Annotated in this window: 15 protein-coding genes and 1 pseudogene; 6 read left to right on the top strand and 10 right to left on the bottom strand. The window is 59.6% G+C overall.

Annotated elements, in window-relative coordinates:
• Positions 1 to 13: 13 nt before the first annotated feature.
• A pseudogene (locus NKJ67_RS11815) lies at positions 14 to 219 on the bottom strand (IS1595 family transposase); the annotation flags it as partial.
• A 157-nt stretch (positions 220 to 376) separates the two neighbouring features.
• Positions 377 to 3,283, bottom strand: a complete 2,907-nt coding sequence (locus tag NKJ67_RS11810; protein ID WP_352581410.1) for a trifunctional glycosyltransferase/class I SAM-dependent methyltransferase/polysaccharide deacetylase — start codon at positions 3,281 to 3,283, stop codon at positions 377 to 379.
• A gap of 903 nt (positions 3,284 to 4,186) precedes the next feature.
• Here NKJ67_RS11810 and NKJ67_RS11805 point away from each other — a divergent pair.
• The 4 genes from NKJ67_RS11805 to NKJ67_RS11790 are packed head-to-tail and all read left to right on the top strand — an operon-like array spanning position 4,187 to position 9,129.
• Positions 4,187 to 4,861 carry a coiled-coil domain-containing protein gene (locus NKJ67_RS11805; RefSeq protein ID WP_031212622.1) on the top strand — a complete coding sequence of 225 codons (675 nt, stop codon included), beginning with the start codon at positions 4,187 to 4,189 and terminating at the stop codon, positions 4,859 to 4,861.
• Positions 4,862 to 4,868: 7 nt separating this feature from the next.
• Positions 4,869 to 7,547 carry an OmpA family protein gene (locus tag NKJ67_RS11800; protein ID WP_127408307.1) on the top strand — a complete coding sequence of 893 codons (2,679 nt, stop codon included), beginning with the start codon at positions 4,869 to 4,871 and terminating at the stop codon, positions 7,545 to 7,547.
• 13 nt (positions 7,548 to 7,560) lie between these two features.
• Positions 7,561 to 8,055 carry a Rab family GTPase gene (locus NKJ67_RS11795; protein ID WP_023809564.1) on the top strand — a complete coding sequence of 165 codons (495 nt, stop codon included), beginning with the start codon at positions 7,561 to 7,563 and terminating at the stop codon, positions 8,053 to 8,055.
• Between the two features lie 3 nt (positions 8,056 to 8,058).
• The gene (locus NKJ67_RS11790) at positions 8,059 to 9,129 is read left to right on the top strand and encodes an adenylate/guanylate cyclase domain-containing protein (RefSeq protein ID WP_352581409.1); all 1,071 of its coding nucleotides are present in this window, start codon (positions 8,059 to 8,061) and stop codon (positions 9,127 to 9,129) included.
• 77 nt (positions 9,130 to 9,206) lie between these two features.
• On the opposite strand, the gene NKJ67_RS11785 is transcribed toward NKJ67_RS11790, so the two are convergent.
• The gene (locus NKJ67_RS11785) at positions 9,207 to 9,887 is read right to left on the bottom strand and encodes a redoxin domain-containing protein (protein WP_127380484.1); all 681 of its coding nucleotides are present in this window, start codon (positions 9,885 to 9,887) and stop codon (positions 9,207 to 9,209) included.
• 19 nt (positions 9,888 to 9,906) lie between these two features.
• Positions 9,907 to 13,203 carry an adenylate/guanylate cyclase domain-containing protein gene (locus tag NKJ67_RS11780; protein ID WP_352581408.1) on the bottom strand — a complete coding sequence of 1,099 codons (3,297 nt, stop codon included), beginning with the start codon at positions 13,201 to 13,203 and terminating at the stop codon, positions 9,907 to 9,909.
• Positions 13,204 to 13,586: 383 nt separating this feature from the next.
• On the opposite strand from NKJ67_RS11780, the gene NKJ67_RS11775 reads away from it, so the two are divergent.
• Positions 13,587 to 13,769, top strand: coding sequence for a hypothetical protein (locus NKJ67_RS11775; protein ID WP_164895538.1), 183 nt, complete (start codon positions 13,587 to 13,589; stop codon positions 13,767 to 13,769).
• 122 nt (positions 13,770 to 13,891) lie between these two features.
• On the opposite strand, the gene NKJ67_RS11770 is transcribed toward NKJ67_RS11775, so the two are convergent.
• The 3 genes from NKJ67_RS11770 to NKJ67_RS11760 form a co-directional block, all read right to left on the bottom strand.
• Positions 13,892 to 15,271, bottom strand: coding sequence for a hypothetical protein (locus NKJ67_RS11770; protein ID WP_352581407.1), 1,380 nt, complete (start codon positions 15,269 to 15,271; stop codon positions 13,892 to 13,894).
• Complete coding sequence (locus tag NKJ67_RS11765; RefSeq protein ID WP_352581406.1) at positions 15,271 to 15,795, bottom strand: GNAT family N-acetyltransferase; 525 nt, start codon at positions 15,793 to 15,795, stop codon at positions 15,271 to 15,273. Before NKJ67_RS11765 ends, NKJ67_RS11770 begins: the two co-directional genes overlap by 1 nt.
• 74 nt (positions 15,796 to 15,869) lie before the next feature.
• Complete coding sequence (locus NKJ67_RS11760) at positions 15,870 to 16,709, bottom strand: hypothetical protein (RefSeq protein ID WP_352581405.1); 840 nt, start codon at positions 16,707 to 16,709, stop codon at positions 15,870 to 15,872.
• 187 nt (positions 16,710 to 16,896) lie between these two features.
• On the opposite strand from NKJ67_RS11760, the gene NKJ67_RS11755 reads away from it, so the two are divergent.
• Positions 16,897 to 18,312: an adenylate/guanylate cyclase domain-containing protein gene (locus tag NKJ67_RS11755; protein ID WP_352581404.1), complete on the top strand. Its 1,416-nt coding sequence runs from the start codon at positions 16,897 to 16,899 to the stop codon at positions 18,310 to 18,312.
• Positions 18,313 to 18,439: 127 nt separating this feature from the next.
• Here NKJ67_RS11755 and NKJ67_RS11750 read toward each other — a convergent pair whose 3' ends face one another.
• The 3 genes from NKJ67_RS11750 to NKJ67_RS11740 form a co-directional block, all read right to left on the bottom strand.
• Positions 18,440 to 18,919: a class I SAM-dependent methyltransferase gene (locus tag NKJ67_RS11750; RefSeq protein WP_023809557.1), complete on the bottom strand. Its 480-nt coding sequence runs from the start codon at positions 18,917 to 18,919 to the stop codon at positions 18,440 to 18,442.
• A gap of 204 nt (positions 18,920 to 19,123) precedes the next feature.
• Positions 19,124 to 20,308: an ABC transporter permease gene (locus NKJ67_RS11745; RefSeq protein ID WP_352581403.1), complete on the bottom strand. Its 1,185-nt coding sequence runs from the start codon at positions 20,306 to 20,308 to the stop codon at positions 19,124 to 19,126.
• Positions 20,305 to 21,303 carry an ABC transporter permease gene (locus NKJ67_RS11740; RefSeq protein WP_127326880.1) on the bottom strand — a complete coding sequence of 333 codons (999 nt, stop codon included), beginning with the start codon at positions 21,301 to 21,303 and terminating at the stop codon, positions 20,305 to 20,307. Before NKJ67_RS11740 ends, NKJ67_RS11745 begins: the two co-directional genes overlap by 4 nt.
• Between the last annotated feature and the right edge of the window lies 1 nt (position 21,304).

Below are 21,304 nucleotides of genomic sequence, written 5' to 3'. Positions count from 1 at the left end.
GCACTGGGTCGGCTTAAGCGGCGTCGCTCCGTATGCAGTAACCCGAGCGTTTGCCGACGATACCATCAAGGCTGCGACCGGCCCACGCATCGTCGTTCATGCCAGGGGCTGCGCGTGAATTATGGCGGAAGTCATATTCGGAGAGGTAGCGGTGCAGATGCTTTCTGCGCAGGGCTGATAGGTGCCACGCATGCCACGCATGCCACGCTTGAATATGCTGATGCGCCGGGTATTTTGGCAGTGTTTACTCAGCCGCCGGGGCAGGTCATTCCGATCTTGGGGTGACATCGAGCGATCGCGGCAGTCTGGCGAGTGCGGAGCGTTTCGTCGATCTTGCGCACGTGAGCGGAACCGATGACCGTGACAAATTCACCGTTTAATCGAGCATGGCCTCGACGGTGGCGACAAAGTCGTCGAGCGAGCGATCCCCGCGAATCTCGATGCGTGGAAGGTCGATGGGATCGCAATTAAGGTCCGCCGGCCCGTGTCTGCTGCCGAAGCCGATCCGATAGCCGGACTCCTTGGCCAGTCTGCCGAGCCGTCGGTCGGTGACAGAGAAGGGTGCCGCGAACGCCGAGGTTGGCCGACCGGTCCAATGTTCGATGAACATACGAGAGCGCAGCAGTTCGGCGGCCAAGTCAGAACTCGACAGACCATCGATCGCGCGATGCGTCGCGAGATGGCTTCCGAAGAACGCGCCTTCGGCGGCGAGCCGCCGCACCGTCCCGGCATCCATAAGCTGCGTCGGCGGACCGTTTTCGGAATCCCACTGCGCGCTTTCACCCACCAGGTCAGTCACCAGGAACACTTCCGCGGTCAGGTCGTTCGCGCGCAAGGTTGGCCAGGCATGGTCGGCAAAATTCTGGAAGCCGTCATCGAAGGTGATGAGCACTGGGCGGCCAGCGAAAGGCTGACGGTTGGCGATGGACCGTTCCAGTTGCTCGGATGTGGTTGCGTGAAAGCCATTGGCGCGCAGCCATGCCATCTGGCTGGCGAATGCGGCAGGCGTTAGCCGAAAACGGGCGAGGGCGGCCGGACCTTCTTCGGCGACGCTGTGGTACATGAGGACAGGGATACGTGGCCGCCGCTCGCTGCGCGCGACGTCGCGGCGCAAGGCCCGCGCCCCGCCCCAGACGATATTTCGGGCGACACCGAGTCCGATAGGCGCGCGGATCGGCGCATGATCAATCCTCGGTTCCGTCACCACATCGTCCGGTGACAGGCGGCGGAAGCGGTCTATGCGATAGAGCTCGGTCTGGATCGACTGCTCGAGGACGAGACCTTCGGTCGCTGCGAGCGCCTCTGAGATCGCTTGTGCCCCGAATGTGTTCCAGTCGAAGCCCGTCCTTTCAACATTGTCACGCAGCACGAATGCGTGGGCGCTGATGAAACTGCCGCCAGGCGCCAACGCCTCTGCGAATTTTTTGGCAATGCGCCGCAACTCGGCGAGATCATCCAGATAGTAGAGCACTTCCGAACAGAAGATCAGATCCATCTCACCCGGCAGCGTGTCGGCGGAGAAATCCAGTACGCCGAATTCAATATTCGGCTGATCGCTGCATCGCGCACGGGCCCGTCCGACGGCTATGGCGGAGATGTCGGTTGCGGTCAGATGGCCCACTCGCGGCGCCAGCTGCCGCGTGAAATGGCCCTCCGCGCAGGCGAGCTCAAGCGCCCGTCCGATGGGACCCCCAGGCAGAATCTCGAGCTGCCGCTCATATTTTTCCTGCTCATAGGACGAACCGTAGTTCCAGGGGTCCTCGGTCGCGAAATAGCCATTCCAGAACGACGTGCGATCCTCGTCGTGCCTGACCCGTGCACGCCGCGGCGCCGCGGGAGGCTCCGCTGGTTCGGCGCTCGACCGGACCAGCTCCCGCGCTTGCGCAGCCAATCGCGCGAGTTTGCCGAAATGGCTGTCCGGATCAGGCCCGCGTTTGGCTGTGCCTGACAATGCCCCGGCTGGAAGCGTGTTCGGAGTGTTGGCGCCAGCCTCCTTTTGCGGTGCGAAATTCCGGATCAGTTCAATCCAATGATCCCTTGTCACTGTCCCGAGCACGCCGAATTGTACGACGGCCTCGATGTGGCCATCCATCATCAGGTAGGCATAGATTTGGTCGATTCCGTCCGGCAGTTCGGTCGAGGTCGGATTTCGAGCGTCGACGCGGATTCCAAGTGTTCGCGCCAGTCTGCGCGGCGCGCCAAGATCGTCGGCGTCGAGAAGCATTTGCTCAAGCTGATACTGGATGCGGCGAGCCGCCGCGGGATTGGCCCAGACCTTGCCGAGTTCGGTAATCAACTCGGTGATGGCGCCGCCGAACCTTCCCCACCCGGCAGCCAGTTGCGCCGGCACAGACAGGCTTCCCACCGCAAGGCCGTTGACGGCTACCTTGGCGATCTCACTCGCCCACTTGCGTCCGGCCGGAAGCGCGCGCAGGGACTGCGGGTTGATCGAGCCCGAGCCGCCGCCGCAATCCGACGCGGCGTTCCAAAATGCGAACCACGCGAGTGCTTCGGAAGCGGTGCGGCCATCCGCCGAGTTCGCTCCGTTGGCGTGGATAGTCACCGGGTGTTTGACTCTGGAGTCGGCAGAGAAGCCACGGGCGATCACGATTTCCGCGTCGGCCAGCATCTGAGATGAATTGCGGGTGAGCGAGTTGGAGCTAGCCCGGTAAAAGGCGAGCGGCTCGTCGACCATTACCCAATTCCTGCCGAGGCGGGCGAGGCGCTGCCACAGATCCCAGTCCTCGCATGTGCGCAGCGACACATCGAAACCGCCTAACTCGACGATTGTCTCCCGGTCGACCAGCAGCGCGTGAGTGGCGATGGCACACCGGCGGGCAAATGTTTCAAAGGGCTGGACCGCAACCTCTGAAGAGACGCTCAACGGAATAAGTTCGCCATCGGGCATCACGCACTGAGAGCCGCAATAGGCGGCCACTGAATCGGGCGCGGCCTCCAGTGCGGCTAGCATTTTCGCGAGGAAGCTGGCGTCTACCCAATCGTGTGCATCCAGAAACATGAGCCAGTGGCCGCGCGCCGCCGAAATCCCGCTATTGCGCGCGCCGGCGGGGCCATGCGCGCAAGAACTCAACGTCCGAAATCGGGCATCTTGCTCCACATAACCGGCAATGATCGCGGCGGTGCGGTCCGTGGAGGCGTCGTCGACGATGATCGCCTCCCAATCCACGATTTCCTGATCGAGGAGGCAATCGAGTGCGCGCGCCAGCGTTACCTCTGCGTTGTGCGCAGGAACCACGATTGAAACCAATGGATTATGCGCCATGCCGTCTTACCCACGCCTGGTTCGAAGGTACAAGAGTCCCAAGACATAGCCGGCGATTTCCCGCCAAAGGAAACGGTCATCGATGATGCTGCGTCCAAACAGTCTCCCGTGAACTCTTCCGAGCCGTCGCGCCGCCATTTGGCTGCAGGGCGAGCTTGCTCCTGTCCTGTTAGCGACGTTAGAAGCCTGGCGCAGCATTTCATCCGTGCCGCCGAGATCGGGCGCCGGCTGTCGCAGATGCACGTCAAAACCAAGCATGCCGCATACTCATGTCGATCCCTGAAATCGGCACCATGACCACAAGCTGCGGTCCCTGGCACTTGGCTATGGCAAACTGGCGTCCTTTGCAATCGACGACGCAACAATGCAAGCCCACTGAAGCTTTGGTTGAATGACTGCCAGCTATTGGGGCCTATTGCTCTCTCCTATCGACCGAAACACCGCGATTCCGGGCTGCATTCTCGATCGGCGATTCCTCGTGTGAAAAGAAGATGCTCCTTCTACTGTTGAGCTCGCGCCGGAAGCTGATGGTGGCAGTATATAGCGGAGCGAGAGGCAATATGCTGCCCGCCGGAATAGCTATTTTAGCAATTTCTAATAAAAACTTGTTACTTAAATCTGCCTAAATAGATATACATAATGCCATTGTATCACTCGGCTTCATAGTAGATTTCGCCCGATAGCCAATTAGGTTAAATGGCTATGGTTGCTATCACAGAGAGGGGTGAGAGCAACACCTAGCGGTACTGGTGCTTTTTCTGCCAGTGCAAGAGGTGTAAAAAGAGCACCCAAATTGGCTTGCGCCAAGAAGATTCCGGCTTGCGGGTCGCGGATTTTGCTGGCATCTTCATCTGTTTATGGGTCTCTGCACTGTGGCAGGTGTTCAAATAGAGGGGTATAAGGATGGCCAAGGAATCTTCGAGTACTTCGAGTGCCGTTTCCTCCGCAAACAAGGCGGACGCAAATTTGATTGGTAATGCAGACGGAAGCGGGCTGAACTTCATGGCGGCCCAGGTTCGCGAAAACGGGGGCGCCGGCGACGCCGTAGGTGTCGACAAGATACGCGATCTGCTGTTCGGCAACCAGATGCAGGACTATGACCGCCGTTTTTCCAAGCTTGAAGAACGGGTGTTGCAACGCTTCAAGGATGTCGAATCCGAAGCCAAGCGCAATCTTGAGATGTACGAGTCAAATGCAAAGAAGCAGATCGATTCGCTCGCGGCGCAATTGCGGAACGAAAAAGACTCACGAGCCGATGCCGACAAGGAGATTGACCGGAATCTTCGCGAGCAAAACCAGGCACTTGAAAAGCAGGTGCGTGCGTTGTCGGATCAATTGAGCGCGCTTGAGCGGGACGTTTCGGACCGGATAAATCGAAACGATCATTTGCTGCGTGAGGAAATCAAGCAGAAGAATGAAGGCGTTCAGATGCTGATTGAGAAAATGTTTGCCGATCTCAGCAACGTTAAGACCGACCGAAATCTTTTGGCTGGCCTGTTTGTAGAGGTTGCGAAATGTCTGAATCAGGATCCCGTCGGCAGCAAGGGCAACTCGGATCGTAGCTGGAAAGTGAGTTGATGGGACCTTGACGTCAACCGTCGACCCAATCAGTCTTCCACAAAGAACAGCCTCGAACGATACAGAAATTGATCGCGAGGCTCTGGCTCGTCTTTTGGTCGAAATTGCCCGGAACGTTGATCCGGACTATCGTGCGCGTTTCGACGGAGTCCCAACCGCCGATCCTCGCATGGAAACGCTGCGCCAGTTGCTGGTCAGCCGCGAAATTTCGGAGCTTTCACGAGTTACGCATCTGCTGGACGAACCCGAGCAGCTTGCGGCAGCAGTGGGCGACATTCTTCCCAGTGCGGCCGCGCGAGCGCCTCATGCGCAGCTCGGCGAGGCGCTTGCGCCAGCTGTCGAAAGGGCTGTGCAACGGTCAATCCAGAAGAGCCCGCGCACACTGACGGATATATTATACCCGGTGTTTCTGCCGGCAATTCGCAAGTCGATCGGGGAAAAGATCGACCAGACCTTTCAGTCGCTGAACGAAACTCTAAGACATATATTTACCTGGCATGGGCTCAAGTGGAGATTTGAATCTTGGAGGACAGGAGCAAGCTTTTCGGAAGTTGTTCTTAAGCACTCTCTTGTTTATCGTATAGAGCATGCCTTTCTCATTCACCGTAATTCCGGTCTTTTGATAGCGCATGTAACCGCCGATAATGCAACGAGCGAAGATCCTCAACTCATCTCTTCGATGCTTAGTGCAATTCAGGATTTTGTGAAGGACTCGTTTAACGAGAAAGAGCAGAGCGGCCTGGACACAATTCGTTTTGGCGACCTTCGTCTCTGGTCAGAAGTTGGACCGTTTGCGACGCTGGTTTCGGTGATCCGGGGAAATCCGCCAGAGGGATTGCATGAAATAGTTCGCGATGTATTGCTTCGCATCCATGAGGAATCCTCACAGGCTTTAGAGCAGTTTGACGGCGACGGTTCGCAGTTGGCCAGCGTAGAGGCGCAGTTGCAGACCTGCGTCGAGCTCAAGCAGGAGGAATCAAACGAGGGATTTCCGTGGCTGGTGGCGGTGGTTGCCCTGCTGCTTTTGAGCCTGGCAGGCGGTTGGTACTTTCTTTCCTGGCAATCAGCGCAGCGCTGGCAAGCTTATGTGTCGCGCTGGCAGGCCTACGTGTCGCGACTGGAGGCCCAGCCGGGCATCATCGTTGCCGAACAACAGGCGCGCGACGGCCAATTCTATATTGCCGGCCTGAGAGACCCGCTTGCCGCCGACCCGCAGTCCCTGTTGTCTGGAACTGAGGTCGATCCCGCCCAGGTTCATTCGCAGTGGCAATTCTATCAGAGCCTTGAACCGGAGTTCGTGCTGAAGCGGCTGAAGGCGTCGCTGGCTCCGCCGGATTCAGTACGACTATCAATCGACAATGAGCGCATCGTTGCCGAGGGTGAGGCCCCCGACACCTGGATAGATCGGGCGCGTGCAGCGGCCCGACAGCTTTCGGCAGGCGGACCGGAATTCGACATCTCCAAGGTTCGTGACGTAAGCCCCGAAGTACTCGAGGCGAAGCGCTGGCAGGCCTATGTGTCGCGACTGGAGGCCCAGCCGGGCATCATCGTTGCACAACAAAAGATACGCGACGGCCAATTCTATATTGCCGGCCTGAGAGACCCGCTTGCCGACGACCCTCAGTCGCTGTTGTCTGGAACGCAGGTCGATCCCGCCCGGGTTCATTCACAATGGCAATTCTATCAGAGCCTTGAGCCGGAGTTCGTGTTGAAACGGCTGACGGCGTCGCTGTATCCGCCAGATACAGTACGACTTTCGATCGTCAATGATCGCATCATTGCCGAGGGCGAGGCTCCCGACACCTGGATAGATCGGGCGCGCGCAGCGGCCCGACAGCTTTCGGCAGGCGGACCGGAATTCGACATCTCCAAGGTTCGTGATGTGAGCCCCGAAGCACGCGCGGCGGAGCACTGGCAGTATTATGTGTCGCGACTTGAGGCCCAACCGGGAATTGTCGTCGCCCAACAATCGGCCAGGGGTGGACATTTCTATATTTCCGGCCTGCGAGACCCGCTTGCCGCCGACCCGCAAGCTCTGCTGTCCGGAACGGAGGTCGATCCTGCCCGCGTTCATTCACAGTGGCAATTCTACCAGAGCCTTGATCCGAAGTTTGTGGTGAAGCGGCTGACGGCGTCGCTGACGCCGCCGAAATCGGTCCGACTTTCGATCATCCAGGGTCGCATCGTTGTCGTGGGCGAGGCTCCTGCCGCCTGGATCAACCGGGCGCAGGCCGCCGCTGAACAACTTTCGGCGGACGGAGTGGTTCTGGATGTCTCGCAGCTGCGTGAACTGGACCTTGCAGAGCTCAATCATTTGAGAGAGGCCATCCAGACGACCGATATTTTCTTCTCTTCCGGCAAAGTTGTGCCGGGACCAGAGCAGACGCCGGTTCTCGACAGATTGGCGGATCAAATAAAGGAATTCGCCCAAAGTGCCCGCAAGTCAGGCGTAACTGCGCGGTTCATGTTGACCGGCCATTCGGACACCACGGGCCGTGAGACGGCCAACGCGTCGATCAGCGCCGCCCGTGCCGAGACAGTTCGTGCGCTTCTCAAAAAGCGCGGCGTCGCTCCGGAACTGCTGCTGGTTCGGGGTGCGGGTACCTTTGAACCGGCGGTGCCTGAAAATAGTCAGGCTGGTAGCTCCACCAATCGCCGGGTTTCGGTTACGGTAAACCTGGACTAGGGCGGAGCCCAAGATGTTGCAAAAAAAGATCTGTATGCTGGGCGGGTTCTCTGTCGGAAAGACGAGCCTGGTCCGCAGGTTTGTGAAAAGCATCTTTTCAGAAACCTACTTGACCACGGTGGGAGTGAAGATCGACAAAAAGAGTGTCGCACTCCCGGACAAAACAGTGGATCTGATTTTATGGGATTTGGCCGGCGAAGATGATATCGGCTCATTCCGCGTCAGCCATGTGCGAGGTGCGACAGGCCTCGTGCTTGTCGTCGATGGAACCCGCGCCGCTACCCTTACCGCCGCGCTCACGCTGCGCGAGCGGGTCGAGGCTGAATTCGGTGCTATGCCGTTCGTATTGCTTTTCAACAAATCAGATCTGGCCGATCGGTGGGTAATACCGGATAGAGAAATCGACGAACTGAGGCAACGTGGATGGCAGGTCTATCTGACAAGTGCGCTCTCGGGTGAGCATGTCGATGATGCGTTTCTTAAACTCGCTTCGATGGTCACCAAATAGACCATGCAAAGATTGCCAAGAGAGATCGGAAACTGGATTTACGATTTCTTCTACAACGAGCGTGCTATTGCGTATGTGAAAATTGACGCCCAGCTGCGGACAGCGGCGAAGGGCGGTAACGTTGAACATTACGGGCTCTCACCCCTTGGCATCGGTAAGCCTGTTGCCGATCAGCTTGAATTCATGGAAGGTTTGCTGCCTTGCCCGGAGCTTCCATTTCATATGCCTATGGTCGAACTGCCCAGCGGGCGTGTCGCGGACCTTCATCTTTTTGCTGATGATGACTGCGTGTGGCTGCTCTTTCTTGATGCCACTGCCGAACGCGACAACAAGCAGCGGCTTCAACAGAAGGCTTATGAAATGACTCTTCTGCAAGAGAGGGAGCGCCAACTCAACGAGAAGTTACATTCGGCCAATGAGGCGTTGAGGAAGAGTCAGGAGGGATTGTCGCGTGAATACCAGCGCGCCGAATCCCTGCTCCTCAACATTCTTCCGGCGTCGATCGCGGAGCGGTTGAAAGCGCACAAGAAAATTGCAGACAACCACGCAGAGGTGAGTGTGCTTTTTGCCGATATCGTCGGTTTTACGGAAAGAGCGCGCAGCGTCGGAGCGGTGACGACGCTCGCTATCTTGAATTACTTCTTCAAGGCGGCGGATCGGCTCGCGGAACGGCACGGCTGCGAAAAGATCAAGACAATCGGCGATTGTGTGATGGTGGTCGCGGGCCTGCCCACCGCGCGATCCGATCATGCACAAGCCCTGGCGCACTACGCAGTTGAACTGCGCAAGGCGGTCAAACGCGAAAGCTTCGCAGGAGAACCGATAAGACTGAGAATTGGAATTCACTCGGGACCGATCGTCGCTGGCGTCATAGGCAAAAGACGGTTCGCCTATGACTTGTGGGGCGAGACCGTTAATCTCGCCTCGCGTATTCAAACGTCCGCGGAGCCCAGTGAAATCCGTATTTCCGATGCAACGCGCCAACTGCTGGGACCAAAATTTGCTTGCGATCCACTTGAGGAAACGGAATTGCGTGGTGCAGGTCGTGTACGAATGTGGCGGCTCCCAGCCTGATTGTCGCTTGCCGACGCTGGAGCGCACTGCATCTCAAGCCGCAAATTATTAACGTGAAGATTTGATCAAACGGGACCTCATTGGGCGACTTGCGACACAGCTGACATCAGTTCCTTCGGGTTGGGCGCCCCAAACATGTATCGCCCCCCCTCCGGAACCTCCGTGAAACTCCAGCGGACAATTCCCTGCCTGTCCAGCAGGAATTGACCGACCAATTGTCCGTGTCCTGTTGCGATCATCTGTTCGTCGGCTTCGGTCACTTCGTAAGGGTCCTTCCTATCGAGGATTTCGCTCGCTGCAAAAGGATCCATGGGACCGGGCAACTCGCCTGGTATGTCGACCCGCATATCCTTTGCTGCTGCCATCGAGACCTTGTACGGCCAGTTCGTCTCGTTTTGGGTGAATTCGAGATTGGGTAGTCCAAAAGCACGATGTGAAGCGCGTTCAGGGTCGGAGGCCGCAAGCAGGTTCGGCATCGGGTGGTAGCGGAAATAGAGACGCGCTCGTTCGATCGGCGTGTTGACCACCGTCAGGCTCTCCACGCCCCTTTCGCGCAGCTCCGGATCAAGCCGCGCCTGGGCGGCGATGTGGCGCCGGCAGAAGGCACAATGCAGACCTCGAAACAGGCCGACCAGCACTGGTTTTTGCCCGCGAAAGTCATCGAGCGCGATCTTGCCTTCCTGGGTAATGGCGTCAAGCACCAGGTTCGGCGCACGGTCGCCCGGTTGAAGCGGTACCAAGTCACTAGGCGCGGACATTTCCAACCCCTAACCCCGGCTAGTCGAGAAAAGGCAGCACCACAAGCGCTTCCGGGTCGAGCCCGTGCTGGACGCATATACCCTGCGCCAGGGAAAAGTAGCGTTCGGCCTCGGCCAGATTGTCGAGGTCCAGATTAAGCGTTGCGAGACCATCATAGCACGGAAAGAGCAGTTGGGGCTCGCCCATTTCGCGGGCGACGTCCAGTGCTTCGTGGAACAGGCCAACCGCCAGTTCAGGACGGCCGTTGCACTGGTGGATCTGCCCAAGCACGATCAACGGCACCGGCAGGTGCTCGCGCTGGTCGAGCGCCCGGTCGATCTCGATAGCCTTCTCGGCGGCAGGCACGCCCTCCGTTGGACAGCGATCCGTGAAAGTACAACAAGCGACCGCCAGATTGGCGAGGAGGCGGGCCTGGAAACCCAGATCACCAATATGGCGCGCCACGTCCAGACCGCGCCGACAGACCTCCATCGCCTTTGCCGGATCGATAGTCGTGTAGAGCACGCCGAGATTGGTGTAGCCGCGGCAGGCCGCACCCAGCAGACCGGCGGCTTCGGCCAATTCAATGCTGCGCTCGACCTGGCCAACGGCTTCACGGTTTCGTCCGAGGCGAGCCAGCGCAACAGCCTTGGTATTAAGTGCCTCGGCGGTCACAAGAGTGGCATCGCGTCCTACGTCGGAAACATGCTCCGTCGTCAAAGTGCGTACGCAATCCAGCGCCGCGTCCGCCCATTTTGCCGCGAGGGAGTGATCTCCGCTCCGGAACGCCTGTCGGCCACGTTCTTGCCAGAGATGCGCCTGCTCGATCGGGGCATCCGCTCCATCGAGGAGCGCTGCCGCTTCAGCATAGCGGGATTCTGCGTTGTCCCGCTTGCCGACGTCCCAGAGCAGCCGCCCGACCTTACGCAAAACTCGTGCCGAAGCGACACGATCTGCCGACTGGCGGTATGCCAGCAACACCGCCTCGTAGTGGTGGTGCGCGACCTGGCGGCGGCCTGCCGGGCCGCTCAGATCGGCAATGCGCTCTGCGATTGCCAGTTTGAGCGGTGTTTGCCCGATCGCACCCAATGCGGTCAGTGCTCGCTCATAGAAACGAAGGGCGTCATCGTTGGCGTATATCATGCGAGCGCGATCACCCGCCGCCTGCAGGTAATGCGCGCCCTTCTCCCGCTCGGCGCTCTGTGCGAAATGATGACCGAGCACGGCCAAATCCTCGAGCCGTTCCGGCTTGTCGCCGCACAGTTGCTCCAAGGCAGAACCGACCCGTCCGTGGATGTCGGTCCGGCGTTGCAGGAGCAGATTCTGGTAGATCACGTCCTGCAGCAATGTTTGCGTAAAGCGGTAGCTTTGCGACGAGCCCGAGCCAGATCCGGCAACTTCCTCGATGATTTCCGCATCGCAAAGCAGTTCGCAGCCGGCTTCTAGCCGGCCGGGGTCGGATGTAACGGTTTTCAGAAGGGTGGCATCGAAGCGCGGGCCAATTACCGCGGCTTCCTGGGCCAACCGGCGCACCTCTTGGGGCAACCGGTCGACCCGAGCAAGCAACATTGCCTGGATCGTGGCGGGAATGCCGGTTGCGACTTCGCCTGCCACAGTCCGCCATCGCTGGCCCTCGCGCATCAATACACCGCGATCGATAAGACCGCGAACGATCTCCTCTAAAAAGAGCGGGTTGCCGCCCGCGCGCTCGAGGATCTGGCCGAGAAGCCCTCCTGCGGAGTTTACCCAGCTCTCGCCGAAAAGCGCCGCCAGCAGGCTGCGTCCGTCATCATTGTTGAGCGGCGAAAGCCTGAGCGCCGTGTGACTGACCCGACTTGAATCGAGCTGGTCGTTGTCCGGCGCCGGACGATGCGTGACCAGCAACATCAACCGTGTGCGTTCCAACCTGTCCATCACGAAACGCAGTGCCTCGAGCGACACGGCGTCGGCCCAGTGCAGGTCTTCCACGACAATCAACAGCGGCGACAACGCAAGCCGCCGCTCGATGATTGTGCGGACTGCGTAAAGAATTTGCCGCCGCAGCTGCTCGGGTTCGACATGCTGCAAGGTGGCATCGGGGTCGCCAAGGCCAAGCACATGGTAAAGCAAAGGCATCAGTCGCTTCGCCTCTTCGCCCTGCAGGCCGAGATCGGTAAGCAAGGCTGCGAGCTTCCCCCTTATTTCATCCCCATTTTCGTTCTGCATCATCCCCGCAGCGCTGCGCACAACTGCGTCCAAGGCGCCAAATGATTGTTCGCCCAGCGGTGAGCACGCGGCCTGCCGCACGGCGACGTTGCGAAAACGATCCTCGTCGCCGACGCGGGCGACGAACTCCTTCACCAGCCGCGATTTCCCGATACCGGCTTCTCCGACGAGGCGGACAAGTTGGGCCGAGCCGTCGCACGCCTGGTCAAGGCTCGCCAACATTCTATGAAGCTCCGCACCGCGACCAATCATCGGCGCGCTGAGGCCGAGCGCCTCGAGCCCACGTGCTGCACGCGGGGCCGCAAGCGGTGCATCCAGTCGATGGACGAGCACGCTGCCGGCCTTGCCGCGAAGCACGACATCGCCCAGCGACTCGTAAGAAAAGGCATGCCGGGTCAGCCTGTGAGTGAGTTCGCCTACCAGCACCTCACCCGGTGCGGCCAGCGATTGCAGGCGCTGCGCCGTATTCACGGTGTCGCCGGTCACCGAATAGGATTTGGCGGTGCCGATGCCCAATCCGCCAGTAACCACCGGACCGGTGTTTATGCCGATGTGGAGTAACAGAGGCGAGCCGGAGTGGGGGGTGCCTTCACCGAGCCGCGCCGTCCGGGCGATCATGTCGAGAGCGGCGCAAAGCGCACGTTCCGGGTCGTCTTCATGCGCCACCGGCGCACCGAACAAAGCGAGCAGCGCATCGCCGATGAATTTGTCCACGAAACCGCCAAAGTTCCGCACGGCCGCCGTCAATTCCTTGAACAGCGCGTTCTGCAGAGCTTGCATCACCTCGGGGTCGAGTTGTTCGCTGAGTGTCGTGAAGCCGCAAAGGTCGGCGAACAGGACCGTTACCGTCCGGCGATCGGCGTCAGAGACGGGATGCAGCCCATAGCTTTCGATGTTCGTAGGCAGCGACAGGATTCGAGAAGGCGGCACGATGGTCCCGCTTGGTTTCGGAACAGACCGTTCGGCGGCTTTTGCGGACGCACCAAGGCTTGCCCCACATTTCGGACAGAACTCGAAATCAGGTGCGCAGGGGTAGCCGCAGCTGGCGCATGGCACAGGCTGGCGCCTGCCACACTTCGGACAGAAGGCGTAACCGCCCTCAATCTCGAAACCGCAGCCCGAGCAGTCCATGGAAACCTCACCCGAGCATGATGCCGAAAAGTGTGAAGCGGTTTTCGGACCACATCCTGCTCTGTCTCTTTGACCTAGAGATGGATTCAGATTTCAGGTCGATTCGGCCTGCAATCATCCGGCTCTTGGGGCCATGACTCGTGATCTCGCCACGCCCTTCACGGCCAGGGTATTCACAATGATGAACCGATAGCCGTCAACCGGCAAGCGGCAGCAAATGGGCATCCGTGGGTCCGGTGGCGGAGCGTTGCCGATTCGGACGGCTGCTTGGCCGTCGTTGCGAAGGTCTCTCTTAGCCCTCCGTCTTCCTGCTATCATGGAGATGAGGAGACGGACCTTGAGCGAGAATCGCAGACTAGTCGCAATTCTGGCTGCAGATGTGGTTGGATACAGCCGGTCGACAGCGCGGACGAAGATTCGCCTCACGTCTGGAGGGCGTCGCGGCGCCCGGCGCCATCTGCCTGTCCGAGGACGCCTATCGCCAGGTCAAGGCGAGGCTCGACCTCTCGGTCAGCGATCTCGGCACGCGTGGGCGGCATGGCAGGAACTGCTCGCGTCAATCCTGACTATTCGCTGGAATACCGTCGCAAAGTCTTGCCTTACAAGAACCATGCCGATTTCGAACTCATGATCGACGGGCTCCGCAAGGCCGGAATAGTGCAATGACAAATGAGGGCATGCGGTCGGATCAGACGCCAAAGGCTCGGCCGATCTTGCGCCATCGGGCGTTTTCACGAACCAGTTTCAGGTCGTCGGTCGTCTCGGCAAAGGTGTGCGAACGGTAGTGCCCGAGCAGGTCAGGAAACAGCCTCCCTGCCGGCAGGCCGGCAACCTGTTCGCGGACCGACATTTTTTCATCGATGACCCGGGTGCCCCAGGCATTTTCCCGAACCTGCAACTCGGCAGCCAGACCGCGCTCTTCCGGCGCGGTTTCATCCAGCGCAGCCAGCAGGATCGTGTGGAAAAGCGCTACATAACCGATCTGCCTCAGCCCGCCCACCACCCGCACGCGAGGCAATATGGCAAGAACGAGGAACGTCAAGAACAAGTTCGGCAGCAGCACGCCGTCCAGCAGCGCCTGCTTGAGATGCGCCCGCTCGAACGGGATGGAAAGACCATTCGGCCTTTCAGGCTCGATCAGGTGCCCGTTCTCGAAAACAAGCTTGCGCACGCGCTCCTCGCGAATGCCCCAGAAATAGGCCGTGGCATTGGGCAGGAATCTGCCAAATGGGCCCGATTCGGTCTCTTGCAGGGTACGTTCGAGACGCTGACGCCTTGCGGGCTCAAGGAGCAGCTTGGAAAGAAGGCTGCCGTCATGGTCCAGATGCCGCGCCACGACGGAAGCCGCGAGCCGGTCATCGATGAACACCGGCCGAGCCATGCCAGAACGATCCCAATCGGCGACCAGATCCTCGTTGAGGTCTGTCAGTGCATCGGCGGCGGTTCCAAACACCTTGTCCTGGCTGGCGAGCAGTGTGCCCAGCCAGCGGCTGGCATCCGTTTCGTCGCCCACCGCTTCGAGCGCCCGCTTGTTGAGGGTGACCGGGCCGGCCGCGCAGGCGCTTTTGCGGCATAGTTTGTGGCGCCCCATGCCAAACAAGTTGACCTTGTCGTCGCCGACATCGAGCCATCCCGGCCCCTCCCGGCCAATTGTCTCCATGGTCATCGTCGTTCCCATGAAGCCGACGAACGCCGACAGCCCGTTTTCGACCGCGCCGAGCCAGGCAAACAGGAGGGCATCGAAGGTGATCCTGTCCATCAGCAGCAGGCAGTGGAGGCCGGACTGAATCACCGGTCTGTGGTCGAATTCTTCAAGGGCCTTGCCGACCTCTTCAGGCTGCATGATCAAATCAAGGCGCTGATGCAGTACATCAAGCAGGATCGAACGGGCAGCGATCGCCGGACCCGAAGCAGGCCTTGCCACCGGCCGCCACAGATGGCGGGCATATTCGGAAACCGGTGCATTCCAGTTCTGCTCGATGTCACGCACGACTTCCGGGCAGAGCAGTGACAGCACTGCCAGAACATCCACCGGAGCCTTAAGGGTCGGATCAAAGTCCCTGGTCATCAGAACCGCAGCCGGGCCATGCTCAGAAGGTCGTGATACCGTCCTTCGGTAAAGCCGGCCTTCACATGCCGGCCTTCGACCTCGAAGCCGTGGCTTGTGTAGAGGCGGATGGCCGGTCCATTGTCGGCATAGACGGTCAATTCGACTCGCTTCAGGGCGCGCCAGTTGTCGGCCACGTCAAGCAGCGCGCCAAGTATGGCAGAGCCGATACCCTTGCCGACAAAGCCATCGTCAAGGCCGATATTGATCTCGCCGATGTGCGAACGGCGCGGCGAACCCTGCACGACAAGGCTGCCATGGCCGACGACCTTGCCGTCCAGCTCGGCAACGATCCAGGTGGTTTCCTGGCCGGACTTGGTGATACGCCGTTCTACCTGCTCCACCATCTCGAATGGCATCCTGAGCGTGCCCCAGCGGAAGCCCGGCATGTTGAAGATGGCGCAAAGCGCCTCCGCATCGCTTGGCCGAATGGCCCGGAGTTGCGGCTGGATTTTCTTTGGGAATGGCGAGGTCGTGCTGGTCATGGCTTTCCCGGCAAAGGCAATAGGCCCGGCACGATGCACCGGACATCATCTGAAAATCCAGCCATCTCATCATCCTATGATGCCGATTGCGCGCTGAAGTACCGGGAGACGGCGTAGAGTTTGAAGATGCCGCTGATTCCGATCCAGCCGAAAAGGGCGAGCCAGCACAATGTTCCCGTCGCCGTCCAGTCGATCCGGTGCATTACGGCCTCGGTGATGACAAGGCCAAGGATGGCAAACAAGCCGACCAGAAACTGCGCCAGACCGAGCACCAGCAGCTCTTCGCGCGGCGCGCTTTTCCAGACGAGATATGTGCCGCCCGCTCCGGCGAGGAAGATGGCGCTGTAAACCTGAGCGTGGAAGGCGTCGATCGGCCACGGCCAAAAGCCGCCGAATGTCAGGGGAAACAGCAACAGACCGACGCCATAAAGCCCAAGGATCGCCATTTCCATCGACATGTAGCCGCGCCATGCAGAGTTTAAGGTCACGCCCTTTGCGGAAGGACGGCCCCCGGCCCGCCACAGGAACAGCCCGGATACCGCGACCGAAGCAAGATAGACCAAGAACCAGAGCCAGGGCGCTTTCCGCTCGAAGTTGAAATAGCCGAGATTGATGAACGAAGCCGCCGAAACGATGACGGTGAAGATGAAGGCCATGACAAGCACTAGCCTGCCTGGCGACCAGCGATTCCAGACCAGCAGCGCCGCCATCACGGCCATTTCGGCGGTGTAGAAGCCGCCGAGGAAGCGGGCGTTGAACGGCGTGACGGCCCAAGGCCAGCGCGGCTTGACCAGCGCAGGCGCGAAAAAAAGGCCGGCGCCGACGATCAGGACGATGATGACCCCCGCCGAGAAAAGCCGCAAGGCCGCGGGAAATGGCGGGTTGTCGGGTGTCGGCGCGGGAGAAAGTCCCAAAGATGAATACCCCATGGACCCACCATAGTACCGCTTGCGATCGGTGAAAATCCCGACGGAATTGACACGTCGGCGGGCTTCTCCATTCGAATGGCCGTACGATCCGTTTCGAAGTAAGATGGAGCGCTCGGAACGAAGACCGGTTCCGGTCAACCACCTCGGGGGTGCATTTTCCGGAGCCTGCACGATGACCGAAATTCAGGATCTGTTCTCGCTTTTGCGGCAATCGACCGATGTCGATCCCCAGGCAATCGACGCGATCCGGCGGACCATCGCGGAAGGCAAGGATTATGAACTTTGCCGCATCAATGTGCCGGCTTTCGCCAGCAAGCATGGCCTCGACGAGGAACGCGCCATAAGCGCCTTCCTCCATGCGGCGCGGGTGGGCATCTTCGACATTTCATGGAATGTTCTGTGCCCCGGCTGTGGCGGCGTGCTCGACACCAACGCTACGCTGAAAACCCTGCAGAAGGACGAATACACCTGCGCGCTATGCTCCGAAGGCTATTCGCCGACCCTCGATGAGATGGTTGAGGTGACATTCACCGTCAGCCCTCGCGTGCGCAGGATTGCCGCCCACAATCCACACGAACTGCCGTTGGTGGAATATTTTCGCCAGATTTACTGGGGATCCGGCGTCGATCTGCCGGAAGAGGGTTTGGCGAAAAACATAGAAGCGTTCTCGCTGGAGGATATCGAATTGGCGCCGGGTGAAAAGGCCGTTCTGCCCATACAGCTTCCGTCCGAATTCATCATCGTCTTCGAGCCGGTCACCCATTCAGCGCAGTTCATCGACGCGAAGGGCGAACCAACAAAAGAGCGGCGAAGCCTGTCGTTGGCTTTCGACCGCGACCATGTCCAGAACCAGACACTGGAAATGCAACCTGGTCCGCTGCGTATTTCGCTGGAAAACAGGACCGACACCCGCGTGCTGCCGGCAGTCTTCATCGCCGGCGAGGCATTGCATAATCTCCTGGGCAAACGCCGGCCTTTTCTGACCGCCAAGCGCCTGCTCACCAACCAGACGTTCCGCGACCTCTATCGTACGGATACGCTCGACATCAACCAGCGCCTGAAGATCACCAGCCTCACCTTCCTGTTCACCGACCTGCGCGGATCGACCGCGCTTTACGAGCGGGTGGGCGACCTTTCAGCCTTCGATCTCGTGCGCGTGCATTTCCAGGTTCTGCACGAGATCGTCGCGGCGGAGGCAGGCGCGGTGGTGAAGACCATCGGTGATGCGGTGATGGCGACATTCGCGACGCCTGATCGCGCGATGGCTGCGGCCCTCAGGATGCGTGATGCCATGCGTGCGCTCAATGAGAGAAGCGGGCGCGAGGATCTGCTGCTCAAGATCGGTGTCCATGCCGGCCCCTGCATCGCCGTGTCCATGAACGAGCGACAGGACTATTTCGGCCAGACGGTCAACATTGCTTCACGGGTCCAGAACCTGGCCAACGCACAGGCTATCTTCGCAACCCGCGCGGTGGTCGACGACAATCTCACCGCCGATCTGTTGCGTAGGAACGCTCTGACGCCCGTGCCTCACGAAGTCTCGCTGCGCGGCATCGAGCGGGAGATCGCGGTGTATACAATCCCCTGAGCAATTGGGCCGTCCAGAGCAATCCCAGGGAAAGTGTAAACGGTTTTTCGGGAAAAACGCGTAGCACTTTCCCTTGGAATTGCAGTAGAGCAGCGTTTGCGTGAAAAGATGAAGCGCTCTCGGCCGCTCACACGCGCTTGCAGAGGAAATAACGATCGGCGGGCTCTGAAGTCGGCGCCGGGAGGCGTTGCAGCAGCGGGTGATCGAGCGGCGTGCCACTGACCGCGAAGCCGCCGACCCGAAGCAGGCTCGCAATCAGATCGGGAAGCCAGGTAGCAGTCACTGCATCCCGATCGTCATAGCCGGTGCCGATGTCAGCATGAACAAGGGCGGCTTCGATGCCAATGAACTTGCGGGCCGTCTCGCGTATTTCGCCGAGCACGAGGTTTTCGGCTTCGGGAATTGAGCTGGCATGTGCGCCGACTTCGCGGTCGAACACCACGATCCGGCGCCCGGGCAGGCGCTCGCGCAGATGGTGGAACGTCCGACCGTTGCCGAGGCCGAGCTCGAGTACAAGCCCCTCCATCTTCGCCACCTCGACGCAGACTTGGTCGAGAATGTCGCGCTGTGCGGTCATCCTGCTGATGAAATTCTCGAGGCGACTCATATGCTTTTGTGTGTCCTGAACCAGCAAGAGATCGTCAATGCCGCCGACAAGAACTGTTCACGGGTGAATCCCGAAGGCGTAGTGCGAAACTCGATCACGTGTCGGCACATATAGAGGCGGACCATGAACACTGCAACAACCGTACAGGCAGCCGGCAGGATCATACCGGGTGGAATAGGCGGCACGGCGCGGCAAAATAACAACTCATTTGTAGGGATCTGCGGCGTCCCGCAAGCCGTCACCGAGGAAGTTAAACGCCATGATGACGAGAATGACGGGAAGCATCGGCAAAAGCAGCCATGGATAGAATGCGATCACGCTGACGCTGCGCGCCTCGGTGAGCAGGATGCCCCAGCTGGTTATCGGCGCTCTCAGGCCGAGCCCGAGGAAGCTCAGCGCCGTCTCGCCCAGGATCATGCCGGGAATGGAGAGCGTCGCCGTGGCGATCAGATGCGACATGAAGCCGGGAATGAGATGCCGGCCGATGATGCGGCTGCTCCCGGCGCCCATCAACTGCGCGGCCAGAACGTAATCCTCCTCGCGCAAGGCCAGAAGCTTTGAACGCACGGCCCGCGCCAGTCCGGTCCAGTCGAGCACTCCGAGGATCACGGTAATGCCGAAATAGATCAGGATCGGACTCCAGGTTATCGGCATGATCGCCGCGAGGGCCAGCCATAGCGGAATGCTGGGAATCGATTGCAGAACTTCGATTATCCGTTGAACGATCAGGTCGAAGATACCGCCGTGATAACCGGCCAGTCCGCCGATGACGATGCCGAGCAGGAAGCTGAAACTGATGCCGACGAGGCCGATTGTCAGTGAAATGCGTGCGCCATAGATCATGCGCGAGAGCACGTCGCGCCCCAGCCTGTCGGTGCCGGCCAGAAAGAGCTGGCCGTTTTCGGCAGCGCAGACAAAATGCCTGTCACCTTCGATCAGGCCCCAGAACCGGTAACTGTCGCCCTTGCAGAAGAAACGGAGCCGCTGAACATCGCCCCCCTGGTCGTCGATGTAGTTCCGCTTGAGCGTGTCCATGTCCAGCGTCATCTGGCGGCCATAGACGAACGGCCCGACGAACTCGCCGTTGTGGAACAGGTGCACCTGCTGCGGCGGCGAATAGATATAGTCCATGTTGCGCGTGTGCAGATTGTACGGCGCCAGAAACTCGCAGATCAATATCCCGAAATAAAGCACTATCAGGAATATGCCGGATACAAGGGCAAGCCGGTGCATGCGGAATTTCCACCACATCAACCGCAACTGCGACGCCTGAAAGACCTTCGACTGCTCCGCCGTCATCGCCTCGACCGACTGCAGGTCAAAGGGCGCGCTGGAAACGTAGTGTTCTAGTGGAGCACCCGGAGCGGGGAGCGGCGAATCCGTCTTCATTTGGTGCTGCCGCCCTGCAAACGAATTCGTGGATCAAGCACCGCCAGCGCCAGGTCGGAAATCAGGACACCGATGACTGTCAGGAAGGCTAGGAACATCAGGAACGACCCCGCCAGATACATGTCCTGGCTTTGCAAGGCCTTGATCAGCATCGGCCCGGTCGTTTCCAAAGACAGCACGATCGCCGTGATTTCGGCGCCGGAGATGATGGCCGGCAGGATAGAGCCGATGTCGGAAATGAAGAAATTGAGCGCCATGCGCAGCGGATATTTGACCAGCGCCTTGAACGGATGAAGGCCTTTGGCGCGCGCGGTCACCACATATTGCTTGTGTAGCTCATCGAGCAGATTGGCGCGCAGCCGCCGGATCATGCTTGCCGTGCCCCCGGTGCCGATGATCAAGACCGGGATCCAGAGATGGGCGAGTATCGACTTCGCCTTGGCCCAGCTCATCGGCTCGCTGAGATATTGCGGGTCCATGAGATGGCCGAGGGACGTGCCGAACCAGATGTTGGCGAAATACATCAGGATCAGCGCCAGCATGAAGTTCGGAATGGCAAGGCCCAGGAGGCCGAAAAAGGTCAGGCCGTAATCGCCCCAACTGTATTGATGCGTCGCGGAGTACATGCCGATCGGAAAGGCGATGAGCCAGGTGAAGATGATCGTGACGAAGGAAACCAGCACGGTCAGCCACATTCGGTCCCCGACGACGTCGCGAACCGGCAGCTCATATTCGAAGGAATAGCCGAAATCGCCGTGCAGCATCCCGCCGACCCAGTAGAAGTAGCGAATGATCGGCGGCTTGTCGAAACCATATTCCTTCCGCATCATCTCGATGCGATCGGAATCCACCCCTTCGCCCTGCGCCCGAAGCTCGGCGACATAGCTGTCGAAATAGTCGCCGGGGGGAAGTTCGATGATCGTGAACACCAGCGCTGATATCACCAGCAGCGTTGGAACCATCACAGTAATGCGCCAGACAATATATCGAAGCACG

The organism is Mesorhizobium sp. M0088 (assembly GCF_040322895.1).
In the GTDB taxonomy this organism is placed as follows: domain Bacteria; phylum Pseudomonadota; class Alphaproteobacteria; order Rhizobiales; family Rhizobiaceae; genus Mesorhizobium.
Note: the sequence above shows the minus strand (reverse complement) of the source record. Positions and strands in the feature narration are given on the sequence as shown.

Bases quoted from the DNA above. Each gene is read 5' to 3' on its own strand.
- NKJ67_RS11810 (WP_352581410.1), bottom strand. From the start codon at position 3,283: ATGGCGCATAATCCATTGGTTTCAATCGTGGTTCCTGCGCACAACGCA.
- NKJ67_RS11805 (WP_031212622.1), top strand. From the start codon at position 4,187: ATGGCCAAGGAATCTTCGAGTACTTCGAGTGCCGTTTCCTCCGCAAAC.
- NKJ67_RS11795 (WP_023809564.1), top strand. From the start codon at position 7,561: ATGTTGCAAAAAAAGATCTGTATGCTGGGCGGGTTCTCTGTCGGAAAG.
- NKJ67_RS11790 (WP_352581409.1), top strand. From the start codon at position 8,059: ATGCAAAGATTGCCAAGAGAGATCGGAAACTGGATTTACGATTTCTTC.
- NKJ67_RS11785 (WP_127380484.1), bottom strand. From the start codon at position 9,887: ATGTCCGCGCCTAGTGACTTGGTACCGCTTCAACCGGGCGACCGTGCG.
- NKJ67_RS11780 (WP_352581408.1), bottom strand. From the start codon at position 13,203: ATGGACTGCTCGGGCTGCGGTTTCGAGATTGAGGGCGGTTACGCCTTC.
- NKJ67_RS11770 (WP_352581407.1), bottom strand. From the start codon at position 15,271: ATGACCAGGGACTTTGATCCGACCCTTAAGGCTCCGGTGGATGTTCTG.
- NKJ67_RS11765 (WP_352581406.1), bottom strand. From the start codon at position 15,795: ATGACCAGCACGACCTCGCCATTCCCAAAGAAAATCCAGCCGCAACTC.
- NKJ67_RS11755 (WP_352581404.1), top strand. From the start codon at position 16,897: ATGACCGAAATTCAGGATCTGTTCTCGCTTTTGCGGCAATCGACCGAT.
- NKJ67_RS11750 (WP_023809557.1), bottom strand. From the start codon at position 18,919: ATGAGTCGCCTCGAGAATTTCATCAGCAGGATGACCGCACAGCGCGAC.
- NKJ67_RS11745 (WP_352581403.1), bottom strand. From the start codon at position 20,308: ATGAAGACGGATTCGCCGCTCCCCGCTCCGGGTGCTCCACTAGAACAC.